Annotated in this window: 12 protein-coding genes; all 12 read right to left on the bottom strand. The window is 49.0% G+C overall.

Going from position 1 to position 12,805, the window contains the following annotated elements:
• Positions 1 to 17: 17 nt before the first annotated feature.
• The 12 genes from U2H13_RS08290 to rpoZ all read right to left on the bottom strand — a co-directional run bounded on the left by U2H13_RS08290 (position 18) and on the right by rpoZ (position 12,804).
• Positions 18 to 662 (bottom strand): thiamine diphosphokinase, encoded by a 645-nt coding sequence (locus U2H13_RS08290; RefSeq protein WP_025649469.1) that lies wholly within the window; start codon positions 660 to 662, stop codon positions 18 to 20.
• 68 nt (positions 663 to 730) lie between these two features.
• Positions 731 to 1,381 (bottom strand): ribulose-phosphate 3-epimerase, encoded by a 651-nt coding sequence (gene rpe / locus U2H13_RS08285; protein ID WP_014417749.1) that lies wholly within the window; start codon positions 1,379 to 1,381, stop codon positions 731 to 733.
• Position 1,382: 1 nt separating this feature from the next.
• Positions 1,383 to 2,273, bottom strand: coding sequence for a ribosome small subunit-dependent GTPase A (gene rsgA, locus U2H13_RS08280; RefSeq protein WP_014417748.1), 891 nt, complete (start codon positions 2,271 to 2,273; stop codon positions 1,383 to 1,385).
• Positions 2,274 to 2,287: 14 nt separating this feature from the next.
• A complete protein-coding gene (pknB, locus tag U2H13_RS08275; protein ID WP_021493698.1) occupies positions 2,288 to 4,231 on the bottom strand; it encodes a Stk1 family PASTA domain-containing Ser/Thr kinase in 1,944 nt (647 codons plus the stop codon).
• A complete protein-coding gene (locus U2H13_RS08270; protein WP_017417762.1) occupies positions 4,225 to 4,986 on the bottom strand; it encodes a Stp1/IreP family PP2C-type Ser/Thr phosphatase in 762 nt (253 codons plus the stop codon). Before U2H13_RS08270 ends, pknB begins: the two co-directional genes overlap by 7 nt.
• Before the next feature lie 5 nt (positions 4,987 to 4,991).
• On the bottom strand, positions 4,992 to 6,083 hold the full coding sequence (gene rlmN / locus U2H13_RS08265) for a 23S rRNA (adenine(2503)-C(2))-methyltransferase RlmN (RefSeq protein WP_014417746.1): 1,092 nt from the start codon (positions 6,081 to 6,083) through the stop codon (positions 4,992 to 4,994).
• Between the two features lie 3 nt (positions 6,084 to 6,086).
• The gene (gene rsmB / locus U2H13_RS08260; RefSeq protein ID WP_014417745.1) at positions 6,087 to 7,430 is read right to left on the bottom strand and encodes a 16S rRNA (cytosine(967)-C(5))-methyltransferase RsmB; all 1,344 of its coding nucleotides are present in this window, start codon (positions 7,428 to 7,430) and stop codon (positions 6,087 to 6,089) included.
• The gene (gene fmt, locus U2H13_RS08255; protein WP_061861448.1) at positions 7,417 to 8,370 is read right to left on the bottom strand and encodes a methionyl-tRNA formyltransferase; all 954 of its coding nucleotides are present in this window, start codon (positions 8,368 to 8,370) and stop codon (positions 7,417 to 7,419) included. Before fmt ends, rsmB begins: the two co-directional genes overlap by 14 nt.
• A gap of 4 nt (positions 8,371 to 8,374) precedes the next feature.
• Complete coding sequence (gene def / locus U2H13_RS08250; protein ID WP_014417743.1) at positions 8,375 to 8,857, bottom strand: peptide deformylase; 483 nt, start codon at positions 8,855 to 8,857, stop codon at positions 8,375 to 8,377.
• Between the two features lie 24 nt (positions 8,858 to 8,881).
• Entirely contained in the window at positions 8,882 to 11,293 is a 2,412-nt protein-coding gene (priA, locus tag U2H13_RS08245) for a primosomal protein N' (RefSeq protein WP_063636632.1), read from the bottom strand.
• Complete coding sequence (gene coaBC / locus U2H13_RS08240; RefSeq protein ID WP_021493703.1) at positions 11,290 to 12,510, bottom strand: bifunctional phosphopantothenoylcysteine decarboxylase/phosphopantothenate--cysteine ligase CoaBC; 1,221 nt, start codon at positions 12,508 to 12,510, stop codon at positions 11,290 to 11,292. The genes priA and coaBC overlap by 4 nt, the downstream gene beginning before the upstream one ends.
• A 90-nt stretch (positions 12,511 to 12,600) precedes the next feature.
• Positions 12,601 to 12,804: a DNA-directed RNA polymerase subunit omega gene (gene rpoZ / locus U2H13_RS08235; RefSeq protein ID WP_003154346.1), complete on the bottom strand. Its 204-nt coding sequence runs from the start codon at positions 12,802 to 12,804 to the stop codon at positions 12,601 to 12,603.
• Position 12,805 lies beyond the last annotated feature (1 nt).

The following is a 12,805-nucleotide window of genomic DNA, read 5'->3' as shown; positions in this document are numbered from 1 at the left end:
ATGGCAGAAGCCGCTTTTTAATCCGCGCTCCTTACCATTATTAATATGCCTTTTGCAAACGAAAAAGTACCTCGTGAATGAATGAGTTCGTTACTAATACATAGTGTGGAACCCAGAGGAATATGACAATTATCAAGGGGATATTTAAAACCGTCGAGTGTCAGGCCGTCTGCCGCTTCCGTAAACGGAATGAAAGAAATATAGCGTCTGCGCGCTTTTTCTTCAATTGTATAACGGCCGGGCCCGAACATCTGAATGTCATTCTGCCGGTCGATCAGCTCGACATCGGTATTCTTGTGTAAGGCTTTATACAGCAGCTGGATGTTCCCTAAAAAGTGATCGGCTCTTCCGCCCGTCACACCGAACATCCGAATGGTTTCCGGTTCTTTTTGTAAAGCCCAGTCAAGGGCGATTTCAAGATCGGTATAATCTTTTTCCGCCTGATACACATGGAGGGCCGGCGCCGCTTTTTGAATCTGCATGAGCTCCTCTTCCGTAATGCTGTCAAAATCACCGAAAGCTTCCTGCGGAATGATTCCGGCCTCCAAAAGAGCAACCGTCCCTTTATCGACTCCGACCCACGTCGTATCTCCGTCTGTGTATTCGGATAGATCGGGAATAAGCTCCCGCGGGCCGCCCGCAACGATATTGATTGTCTTCATATGTTTTCCTCTCTCTTAGACGCGAAAAGAGCCGGCGGCTTTCACCGGGCTCTTTTTCAGCATGTTTATTACGCGTTTCGGATGTCAGCGATGGCTTTTTTCCGATCCGGCTGATTATATACGGCAGACCCGGCAACAAGCAGATTGGCGCCCGCTTCAGCGCATAAAGGGGCTGTTTCTTTATTAACGCCTCCGTCCACTTCGATTAAAAGCTCAGACAGGCCTTTCTCCTCAGCCAGCTGTTTGACCTGACGGATTTTCGGCAGAACCGAATGAATGAAGCGCTGGCCGCCAAAACCGGGGTTAACCGTCATTAACAGCACAAGGTCAAGTTCCTCGATCACATGTTCAATCATTTGGACGGGCGTATGCGGATTGAGCACAACTCCCGCTTTTACCCCCTGCTCTTTTATCAATTGAATGGTCCGGTGAAGATGCGGACACGCTTCAGCATGAACGGAAAGGATGTCCGCGCCGGCTTTTGCGAATGCCGGTATGTAGCGGTCCGGGTTTTCAATCATAAGATGGACATCCAGCGGCAGATCAGTCACCGGACGGACGGCTTCAACGATAAGCGGCCCGATTGTAATGTTAGGGACGAAATGGCCATCCATGACATCAATATGGATATAGTCCGCCCCTCCTTTTTCCACGTCTTTAATTTCCTCGCCCAGTGAAGCAAAATCGGCGGAAAGAATTGATGGCGCAACCTTAATCATATTAATACCTCGGCTTTCTCTCTTTTATTTCCTGCATAAATTCTTTGTAATGCTCATAGCGGTACGGCTGAATCTCTCCTTCTTCCACCGCTTGCTTTACCGCGCATTTCGGCTCCTTAAGATGCAGACAGCCTCTGAATTTGCAAGAGGCGCTTATTTCTCTGATCTCAGGGAACGTGCTGCCCAGCTCATCTTCCTCAATGCCGGTAAATTCAAGCGAACTGAACCCCGGAGTATCCGCCACCAGACCGCCTGATGTATGAATGAGCTCCACATGGCGCGTCGTATGTTTTCCGCGTCCCAAATGCGCGGAAATCTCGTTTGTTTTCAGCTCAAGCTCCGGGCTGATCGCATTTAAAAGCGAAGATTTTCCGACTCCCGACTGACCGGCAAACACCGTCGTTTTGTTCTCGAAGTGTTTCACAATGCCTGTTAAACCGCTGTTTTCTTTTGATGACGTCACATATACGTCATAACCGATCCCCTGATAGTCTTTCACGTAAGAAAGTATCGCCTCTTTCGATTCCCCGTCTGCAGCTAAGTCCATTTTGGTTATGCAGATGATCGGGTGAATGCCGTTGGCTTCCACAAGGACGAGAAAACGGTCCAATAAAGACGTGCTGAACGCCGGCTGAACGGCAGAAAAGACGAGAACGGCCTGATCGACATTTGAAATCGGCGGCCTGATCAGCTCGTTTGTTCGTTCTTTGATTTCCAGCAAGTAGCCTTCTTTATCATTTTCAGCCTGATAAACGGCATAATCGCCGACCAGAGGCGTTATTTTATTTTTTCTGAAAATGCCCCGGCCCCTGCATTGAATGATCTTGTCCTGTGATTCATCCAAGACATAATAGAATCCGCTTAACGCTTTTATAATTTTGCCCTCAGGCATAGGGTCCCTCCTTGTCAGTCATTATCTTTCGGGTATTCAATCGTTTTGTAGCTGACGACTTTATGATCGACCATCACTTGGTAATACCCCTTCTGTCCCTGATCAATCTTCAGTTCAATTGTTTTTTCAGTCGGCTCTTTTATTTTAAATGAGTCATACGTATCAGAGATGCTGTGGTCCTTATCATCGATGGCGATTTGCACTTCAAGCTCGTCCCCTTCATGTTCGGGTTCGTAAGGAATGCTGATTTTTTCTTTTACCGTTTTCGCCGGTTTTTCTTCAGGTCCGAGCGAGAACGTCACTTCAACATTACTTCCCGGCTTAACCGCAGTGCCGGCTGCCGGCTCTTGCTTCATGACTTGTCCTTTTGGCACGTCATCTGAATGGGCTTGTTTTTCAACAAGCTGCAGGCCGTTATCTTCAAGATACCCTGAAGCCGCTTCTTTGCTGTAAGTCTTTAAGTCCCTCAGCGTAACGTCCGCCGGGCCGAGGCTGACCGTTAGATTGACTTCATCGTCGCTTCCGACCATGTCGGTGCCGGCTGACGGGTCCTGATCAATTACGGTGCCGGCCTCGCTGTCATCGTTCTCTTCTTTGACATTGACATGTTTGAAGCCTTTGTCCTTCAGCGCTTTTTTTGCGTCGCCGATCTGCCGCCCTTTCACGTCGATCAGCTGGGTTTTCGGTTTTCCGATGCTTTTGTACAGTTTTACAGAAGAGCCTTCTTTAACGGTAGACCCCGCTTTTGGGTCCGTTTTGACCATTAATTCCTCTTCTATTTTGTCATCTTCAATGTCCGTTATATCAGGATCCGCCCGGAGCCCGTTCTTTTCAAGCAGTGCTTCCGCTTTTTCGTACTTCATGCCCCGTACGTCGGGGACGCTTACATCTTTAGGCATAAATAAAGACGGGAACACAGTGACAGCAAGAACAGCCGCCATAATGAAAATGAAACAAACGGACAGCAAAACCCACGGCCATTTCCGTTTTTTCTTTTTGGCGGGCTGCTGTTCCTTATCGTCCGTCTCCCCCGGCGTTTCCGCCTGAGGTGCGGCTTTTGCGCCGTCAGTAATAACGGGAATGGCTTTTGTCATTTCCTCATCATCCTGAACGGAAAATTTTTGTTCATTCAGCCTGCCGGCGTCAAAAGCCGTTCTGATGTCCGCTTCCATGTCCTCGGCGCTTTCATAGCGGTGAAACGGGTCTTTAGCGGTTGCCTTTAAAATAATGTTTTCGACGCTCTGCGGAATGGAAGGGTTCCACTTTCTGGCGGAAGGCGTTTCTGTTTGCAGATGCTTTAGCGCTATGCTTACGGCTGATTCTCCGTCAAAAGGGATCTTACCTGTTAAAAGCTCAAACAGCACGATGCCGAGCGCGTAAATATCTGATTTTTTCGTTGCCAGACCGCCTCTCGCCTGCTCCGGAGACAAATAATGAACCGAGCCCAGCACAGAATTCGTATGTGTGATTGTCGTAGACGTAAGTGCTGTGGCGATGCCGAAATCCGTCACCTTGATATGCCCTAAATGATCTATCAATATATTGTGCGGTTTAATATCCCGGTGCACGATATGGTTTTGATGGGCATGGGCGATGGCCGAGACGATCTGCTCCATAACGGACAGCGCTTCTTTCGGATGAAGCGGTCCGTGTGCGGTTATGTATTCCTTTAATGTCATGCCTTCCACATATTCCATGACAATGTAATAAATATCGCCTTCCTCCCCGATATCGTAAATACTGACGATATTCGGATGATCGAGGCTTGATGCCGACTGTGCTTCTCTTCTGAAACGCCTGATAAAATCAATGTCATTCACAAAGTCAAACCGCAGAATTTTAATTGCGACTTCACGTTCGAGAATGATGTCCTCAGCTAAAAAAACGTTTGCCATTCCGCCGCCGCCAATGGGCCGGAGGATATGATAACGCCCGCTGATCCGCTTGCCGGTTAGCACTTGTCTTCACCCTCTTTTGCATCTGCGGAAAACTCAATCAACACAGCCGTGATGTTATCTTCGCCGCCGTTTTGATTCGCTTTGCTGATGAGAAGGTCTACTTTTTCCTGAGGATCAGATTCGGCTTGAAGCATTTGTTTGATCTCGTGATCTTCTATTTTATTTGACAGTCCGTCAGAGCATAAAAGCAGCTGATCGCCGTCAGACAGTTCAAAAGAACGGGCGTCGGAACTGATGGTTTCATCTGTCCCCAGCGCTCTCGTCAATACATTTTTCCGCGGATGGTGCTCGGCGTCCTCTTTCGAAATTTCCCCCGTCTTGACCAGCTCATTCACAAGCGAATGGTCTTCAGTCAGCTGAGTGAATTCCCCATCTTGAAGCAGGTAGCATCGGCTGTCACCGATATGAGCCACAGTGACAAACTTCCCGGTGAATAAGGCGCAAACAACGGTGGTGCCCATTCCCCGGCATTCTTCATTCGCTTTAGCGTGGTCATGTACTTTGACATTCGCCTCATGAATCCGGTCTTTCAGCCAATCCTCGCAAGCAGACGGCAGAGAAGGAACCGTTTCGGTCCGGTTCCACTGCTCCTCCATCGCCGCAACCGCCATCCTGCTCGCTACATCTCCGGCAAGATGACCGCCCATGCCGTCGGCGACAACCGCAAGCACCGCGTCTTCTTTTGTGAAAATGCCCGCCGCATCTTCATTATGCCGGCGGACTTTACCTGTATCTGTTTTCAAGGCTGTAATCAACCTCTTCACCTCGTCTCGTCTTGACGCTCCTTCGCGCGAAGCTGACCGCAGGCCGCGTCAATGTCATGGCCTTGCTCTCTTCTGATCGTGACATTTACACCGCGGGATTTTAACGTTTTTTCGAATGCGAAAATCTGATCTCTCGGTGTGCGGACGTAATCCCGTTCAGGCACATAGTTTACCGGAATTAAATTGACATGGCATTTCACGTCTTTTAACAGTTCTGCAAGCTCTTCTGCATGTTCGACCTGATCATTTACGCCGCCGAACAACCCGTATTCAAAGCTGATCCGTCTGCCTGTTTTCTCGATGTAATATTTGACGGCCTCCATAAGGTCAGGAAGCTTATAGGCTTTGTTAATCGGCATCAGACGGCTTCTGATTTCCGTATTCGGAGCATGCAGAGAAATCGCGAAATTGATCTGCATTTTTTGATCGGCGAAATCGTAAATCTTCGGAATGATTCCGCTGGTGGAAACTGTGATATGACGCGCTCCGATGTTCAGCCCTTTATCGTGGTTAATGATTTTCAAGAAAGCGAGCATTTCATTGAAATTATCAAACGGCTCTCCGATTCCCATGATGACGACTGAGCTGACGCGTTCATCCGTTTCATCAAGCGCCTTTTGCACTTTCACGACTTGAGCGACGATTTCTCCCGCTTCAAGATTCCGTTTCAGTCCGCCGAGCGTTGACGCGCAAAATGTGCAGCCGATCCGGCAGCCGACCTGTGTCGTTACACATACAGAATTACCATACTCGTGTCTCATTAAAACCGTTTCGATCGTATAACCGTCATGAAGCTCAAATAAAAATTTCATCGTGCCGTCTTGAGATGTCTGTTTTACAGCCGTTTTCAGCGTTGTCAGCACAAAATGGCTCTCGAGTTTTTCACGCAGGCTTTTTGAGAGGTTTGTCATTTCATCAAATGAAGAAACCCGCTTTTCATAGAGCCATTCAAAAATCTGTGCCGCGCGGAACGGCTTTTCGCCATTCTCAGTCAGCCATTGTTTGATTTCATCTAATTCAAAAGAGTAAATGGACGGCTGCTCAGTCCGCAGCTCTTTCCGTACGCTTGTCTTTTTTAATTGTGTCATTTTTTATCCCTTCTTTCTCATGCTGCTAATAAAGAAACCGTCTGTTCCGAAATAATGCGGAAGAATTTGAAGGCTTCCATCCTGAACAAAGGGTCTCGCCTTTTCAGGCAGCCGCTTTTCAAGAGACAAATCGGGTTCAAACTCAGGGTGTTCTTGTATAAACGCATGCATAACTTCTTCATTTTCTGTCCGGTCCATTGTACACGTACTGTATACGAGTGTGCCACCTTTTTTTACTAATGGGGCGATTTCCCTTAAAATGCCGAGCTGGATTTCTGACAGCCGTCTGCTGTCCTCCGGCGTCTTCGTATATTTCATATCGGGTTTTCTTCTGATGACGCCGAAACCTGAGCAAGGGGCATCAACGAGAATACGGTCAAACCGTTCTGCGCCAAAGGCCTCTCCCGCTTTTCGCGCATCCATCGTTTGTGCGTCGATGATCGTAAGTCCGAGCCGTTCTGCGCCCTCTTTAATCAGCTTCACTTTATGGCGGTGAAGATCAAGCGATGTGAGGCTCCCCTCGTTCTCCATCAGTTCCGCAATGTGAGCCGACTTTCCGCCCGGTGCGGCGCATGCGTCTAAAACGGTTTCGCCCGGCTTCGGGTCCAGCGCCCGCGCGACAAGCATTGAGCTTTCATCCTGTATGGATACCCGGCCGTTTTGGAAAAATGCCGTGTTCGCGATGCTTCCTTTTAAAAGCTTAATCGCATCAGGAGAAAGGTCTCCGGCTTCTGCTTCCAGACCGGCATTCTCCATCTCATTCAGCACCGTTTCCCTGTCGCTCTTTATGTGATTGACACGGAGCGTCTGCTTCGGCGGAATGAGATGAATCCGGCAGATCTTTTCAGCCGCCTCAAAGCCGTACGCCTCGACCCACTCTTTTACGAGCCATTCGGGATGGCTTGTCTCTGTAGAAAGACGGAGAACCGGGTCTTCAATTTCAGCGAATGACGGCGCCCCCTCACGCTGCAGGGAGCGGAGGATGCCGTTGACAAAGGACGCAATGCCCTTATGCCCGCGTTTTTTGGCGATTTCAACCGCTTCATGGATGGCGGCGCGATCCGGAATTTTTTCTAAATACTCCATTTGATACGCGGACAGACGAAGCAGCTGAATCACCCACGGCTTCACCTTATTCGGCTTGCGGATAAAAGGCTTCAGCATAAAGTCTAAGGCGATTTTATTTTGCAGCGTTCCGTAGACAAGCTCTGTCAGCAGCCCTCTGTCCTGATCGCTGAGCGTGTTCGTTTTGATAACCGATGTAAGAAGCAGGTTGCTGTATGCCTGATTTTGCTCAAGCTTCTCAAGCGCTTCGAGGGCGAGCTCCCGGACATTAATTTTCTTCATTTGCTTCTCCTAACACGTCACCGAGCTGCACATTTTTGCCTCTTACAAAATCTTCGCCCTTCATCCGTTTTTTTCCCGCCGGCTGCAGCTCAGTGATTAAAAGGGCTGTGCTGTTTCCTGATGCGACGACAATGCCGTTTTGCTCCGTGCGGATGACTGTTCCGGGCGCAGCTTCAGTTTTTGCCGCAACTTTTTCAGAAGCCCATACTTTAATATTTTGACCGTTCAAAGTTGTATAGGCGACAGGCCAAGGGTTTAAACCTCTGATCTGGTTGTAAATCTCTTCTCCGGGCTTTGCCCAATCAATCAGCTCCTGCTCACGCTTAATGTTAGGCGCGTAAGTCGCTTTTGATTCGTCCTGTTTGATCGGTTTAATATTCCCGGAAATGACGTTCGGAACGGTCTCTGACAAAAGCTTTGCCCCCGCTATGCTTAATTTGTCGTGAAGCGTGCCGACGTTATCCGTTTCATCAATTTCCACTTCGATTTTAGAAATCATATCGCCCGCATCAAGCTTTTCAACCATATACATGATCGTCACGCCCGTTTTCTTCTTGCCTTGGAGAATCGAATAATGTATCGGCGCTCCGCCTCTTAATTCAGGCAATAGTGACGCGTGTACGTTGATACAGCCGTATTTCGGGCCGTCCAGCAGCTGCTTGGGGAGGATCTGTCCGAATGCCGCCGTAACAATCAGGTCCGGCTTCAGGCTGAGCACTTTTTCTATTTCTTCTTCGAGCCTTACTTTTTCGGGCTGAAGCACGGGAATGCCGTGACGTTCAGCTTCAGCCTTTACAGGAGGGGGCGTCATGATTTTTTTTCTGCCTTTCGGGCGGTCAGGCTGCGTAACGACACCAACCACTTCATATCCGTCTTCAATAAGCGTGCGCAGGACGGGAACTGAAAAGTCGGGCGTTCCCATAAAAACGATCCTTGTCATCCAATCATCCTTCCATTTCTGCCAGTTCTTCTTCAGTGTAGTAAGCCGTAATTTTTGATGTGAATAAAATGCCGTCTAAATGATCCATTTCATGCTGAACGGCTCTGGCCAAAAAACCCTCCGCTTCTAAAATAAACGGTTTTCCTTTACGGTCATAGGCTTTTACCTTTACGTAATCCGGGCGGGTGACATCGCCGTAAACCCCGGGAAAGCTTAAGCAGCCCTCGACTCCGGTCTGTTCACCGCTCTTTTCAAGAATAACCGGATTTACAAGGTCGATCCGGCCGCTTTCTTCACCGATGTCCACGACGGCCGCTCTTTTTAAAATGCCGATTTGCGGCGCGGCGAGGCCGACGCCATCCATTTCGAGCATCGTATCGTACATATCATCAAGCAGTTTTTTTAATTTTTTATCAAACACTGTCACTTCTTCGGCAGGTGTTTCCAGAACCTCCGCCGGGTGTGTGACGATTTTTTTCACAGCCAAAATTTTGCCCTCCAAAAACTAATGTTACATCAGCATGTACGGATTCATATCGATTGAAATCATTACATGCTTTTGCGCAATGTCGCGTTTATAGTGCTCCAGTATCTTTTTCAACTGAATCTGCAACTCGTTTTCCTGTCTGTATTTTATCACGCATTGATAGCGATATCTATCTTTGATCCTGGCGATCGGGGAAGCCGCCGGCCCGAGAATTTTCGTATCAGGCCCGCATCCCGCTCTTAAATAGTTTGTAATCTTTTCTGCGGTGACCGCGGCTTTTGCCGCTTCTTCATGAGAAACGGTCACCAGCGCCACGTAATAATAAGGCGGGTATGACTGGGCCCGTCTGTGCGCCATTTCCTGCTGAAAAAAAGTTTCATAGTCGTGCGTTTTCGTCAGCTGAATGCTGTAATGAGACGGTGTATACGTTTGAATGACCACCGTTCCCGGCTTTTCATGCCGCCCGGCCCGTCCGCTTACCTGCGTCAGCAGCTGGAATGTCTTCTCCGCAGCCCTGAAATCAGGGATGTGAAGCGTCGTATCTGCGCTTAATACTCCGACGAGCGTCACGTTCGGAAAATCAAGCCCTTTTGCGATCATTTGCGTACCGAGCAGGATATCCGCCTTCCCTTCACCGAACGCTGACAACAGTTTTTCATGGGCGCCTTTTCTTGAAGTGGTGTCCACATCCATCCTGATCACGCGCGCCTGAGGCAGCACTTTGGTAAGCTCCTCCTCCACACGCTGCGTGCCCGTGCCGAAAAAGCGGATATGTTCGCTGCCGCATTCCGGGCATGTTCCCGGGACAGGTTCCTCATGGCCGCAGTAATGGCATTTCAGCCTTTGTCCGTAGCGGTGATAAGTCATTGAAATGTCGCAATGCGGACATTGCGGCACATAACCGCAGTCCCGGCACATCACAAACGAGGAATACCCCCGTTTATTCAGGAAAAGGACGGCCTGCTCTTTTTTTGCAAGCTTCTCTTCCAGCTGTTCCATCAGCTCTCTTGAAAACATTGATCTGTTGCCGTTTCTCAGTTCTTCTCTCATATCAACGAGAGAAACGTCAGGCATGAGCTGGCGATTTACGCGATGTTTTAACGGAAGCAGCTCATAAACGCCTTTTTTCGCCCGCGCAAATGATTCCAATGTCGGCGTGGCGCTCCCGAGGACGACCGGACAGCTGTGATGCTCGGCCCGGTGGATGGCTACGTCCTTTGCATGATACCGCGGCATTTCCTCCTGCTTATAGGAAGATTCGTGCTCTTCATCAATAATGATCATGCCGAGATTTTCAAACGGGGCAAAGATGGCCGATCTGGCTCCGACGACAAGCCGGACTTCCTTGCGCTGAATCTTCCGCCATTCATCGTATTTTTCACCTGTGGATAATCCGCTGTGCATGACCGCAACCTGCGAGCCGAAGCGGCCTTTAAAACGGTTGACCATTTGCGGTGTCAACGAGATTTCCGGAACGAGCACGATAGCTTCTTGTCCTTTTGCCAGCACTTTTTCAATGGATTGCAGGTAAATTTCCGTCTTGCCGCTTCCCGTGACGCCGTGAAGCAGAAAGACGTGATGGACATGATCGGCTACGGCTTGTTTAATCGGCTCAAAAGCGGCCTGCTGCTCTTCTGTAAGAGAGAGCGGCTCTGTTTTTTTGAACATTCTGTCCTGATAAGGATCGCGGTAAACCTCCTCAAAGCTTTCCGTAAGAAGCCCCTTTTTAAGAAGCGTTTTCAGCGTCGCGGAACTGGAATCGGTCTTTTTGCAAAGCTCGGCCGCGGAAATCTTTGCTCCCCCGCCGATAAAATAAGTAAGCACGGCGAGCTGTTTAGAAGCCTGCTTTGTCAATGAATCTGCGTGCCGGGCGAGTTCTTCTTTGTCTGCCCCCGCTTCGATCATGCGGATCATTTTTTTATTCGTTTTTTGGGCGACTTTATATGTGACATCAATGCTTCCTTTGCGCACGAATTTCTGAAGTGACGAAAGAATGCTTTCATCGGTAATATCCGAGTACAGAAGACTTTTTTGATTCCTGAAAAGCTGTTTGATGTCCGGTGTCAGCGCTTCTTCGTCAACGACTTTCAGCTCTTTCTCGTACTTCGCCTTCAGTGCGGCGGGCAGCATTGCCTGAAGCGCCGTGATTTTAAACGACAGCGTTTTGTCAGAAAGCCATGAAGACAGCTGCATCAGTTCCTCAGTCAGAACGGGCGTCAAATCAAGAAGCTTCTCGACTTCCTTCATTGAGCCGCCGTTTAATTCAGACGAATCTTTCAAACCGGTCACAAATCCTTGAAGCTTGCGCGGGCCAAACGGGACAATCACCCGCATGCCGACTTCGATCATCCCTTTTAAATGATCGGGAATTTTGTAATCAAAGGGTCTGTCAATGTTTTTGGAGCTGACATCGACAATGACTTCTGCTACATTCATACCGGTTTTCGGTCCTCGGCTTTCAAAGCGGTCATTTCCTTCAGCATTTCAAAGGAAACGTCAAGTTTAGACATAAGCGCAAGCTCCCGTTTTCTTCCGTCCCGGAAATAGAAGGTGACGACATTCGTATCCGTGCCAAATCCGGCCCCTTCCGCTTTCACATCATTCGCAACGATCATATCAAGGTTTTTCTGTTCGAGTTTTCTGCGCGCATAGCGTTCGACGTCTTGCGTTTCAGCCGCAAATCCGACCAGCAGCTGGTGTGTTTTCCGTTCGCCGAGTTCTTTCAGTATGTCTGCCGTACGGTTGAATTCGATCACGAGCGAACCGTCGTTCTTCTTCATTTTGTGATCAGAAACAGCCGCCGGCGTAAAATCGGCCACGGCCGCCGTCTTAATCACCATGTCGCATGAATCAAACACAGAAAGCACGGCTTCTCTCATATCGGCTGCCGATTGCACAGGAAGAAACTGATACAGTCCGACTGGCGGCTCTATTGACACCGGGCCTGAAATCAGCGTCACCCGCGCCCCGAGACGGACGGCGGCTTCAGCAGCGGCGTAGCCCATTTTGCCGGTGGATTTATTTGTGAAGAAGCGGACAGGGTCCACGGCTTCGCGCGTCGGACCGGCCGTAATGACAATATGTTTTCCTTTCAGCGGCGCATCGTCTTCAGGCTCCTTAAAATGCTCTCTGACACGCTCAACAATAAGCTCCGGCTCCTCCAGCCTTCCTTTGCCGACATATCCGCATGCCAAATAGCCTTCACTCGGCTCGATAAAGCGGACCCCGTCGTGATAAAGCACAGAGATGTTCCGTTTCACCGCCGGATGATCATACATATGGACATTCATCGCAGGCGCCACCCAGACCGGGGCCTCAGCCGCCAGCACCGTCGTTGTGAGCATATCGTCAGCAATTCCGTTGGCAAGCTTGCCGATGATATTTGCCGTAGCGGGCGCGACAATAATTAAATCCGCCCAGTCAGCGGCATCAATATGAGAAATCACCTTCGGATTTTGTTCATTAAATGTATCTGTATACACTTCATTCCGGCTCAGCGCCTGAAATGTCAGCGGAGAAACAAACTCACGCGCGGACTCAGTCATAATCACTTTGACGTTTGCGCCGGCCTGAACCAGCTTGCTCGTGAGTGCGGAAGCTTTATAAACGGCAATTCCTCCGCTTACGCATAGCAAAATGTTTCGGTTTTTCATGAAGTCTTCTCCCCTTTATGAAAGCATTGGACAAATCCCAAACGGAAAAAAATAACAACCTATGTAGAGATAGGTTGCTACGTGTGCTTGTTATTCGCTGTCTTCTCTTTCAAACGAAAGCAGGCCCGCGTCAATTTCTTCTAAAGCTTTGCCTACATATTTGTGAGAAATGGTATGTTCAATCTGCTGGTCTTTTTTGATCTGCATTTCACGCGCGCGTCTTGCAGACACGGTCACCAGCGTATATTTAGAATCTAATTTATTCATTAAAGAGTCAATTGACGGATCTAACATA

The sequence above is a fragment of the Bacillus sp. A1 genome, from assembly GCF_042296235.1.
Taxonomy (GTDB): Bacteria; Bacillota; Bacilli; order Bacillales; family Bacillaceae; genus Bacillus; species Bacillus velezensis.
The sequence above is the reverse complement of the archived record's forward strand: the minus strand, read 5'-3'. Positions and strand labels throughout refer to the sequence as shown.

Bases quoted from the DNA above. Each gene is read 5' to 3' on its own strand.
- U2H13_RS08290 (WP_025649469.1), bottom strand. From the start codon at position 662: ATGAAGACAATCAATATCGTTGCGGGCGGCCCGCGGGAGCTTATTCCC.
- rpe (WP_014417749.1), bottom strand. From the start codon at position 1,381: ATGATTAAGGTTGCGCCATCAATTCTTTCCGCCGATTTTGCTTCACTG.
- rsgA (WP_014417748.1), bottom strand. From the start codon at position 2,273: ATGCCTGAGGGCAAAATTATAAAAGCGTTAAGCGGATTCTATTATGTC.
- rlmN (WP_014417746.1), bottom strand. From the start codon at position 6,083: ATGACACAATTAAAAAAGACAAGCGTACGGAAAGAGCTGCGGACTGAG.
- rsmB (WP_014417745.1), bottom strand. From the start codon at position 7,430: ATGAAGAAAATTAATGTCCGGGAGCTCGCCCTCGAAGCGCTTGAGAAG.
- fmt (WP_061861448.1), bottom strand. From the start codon at position 8,370: ATGACAAGGATCGTTTTTATGGGAACGCCCGACTTTTCAGTTCCCGTC.
- priA (WP_063636632.1), bottom strand. From the start codon at position 11,293: ATGAATGTAGCAGAAGTCATTGTCGATGTCAGCTCCAAAAACATTGAC.
- coaBC (WP_021493703.1), bottom strand. From the start codon at position 12,510: ATGAAAAACCGAAACATTTTGCTATGCGTAAGCGGAGGAATTGCCGTT.
- rpoZ (WP_003154346.1), bottom strand. From the start codon at position 12,804: ATGTTAGATCCGTCAATTGACTCTTTAATGAATAAATTAGATTCTAAA.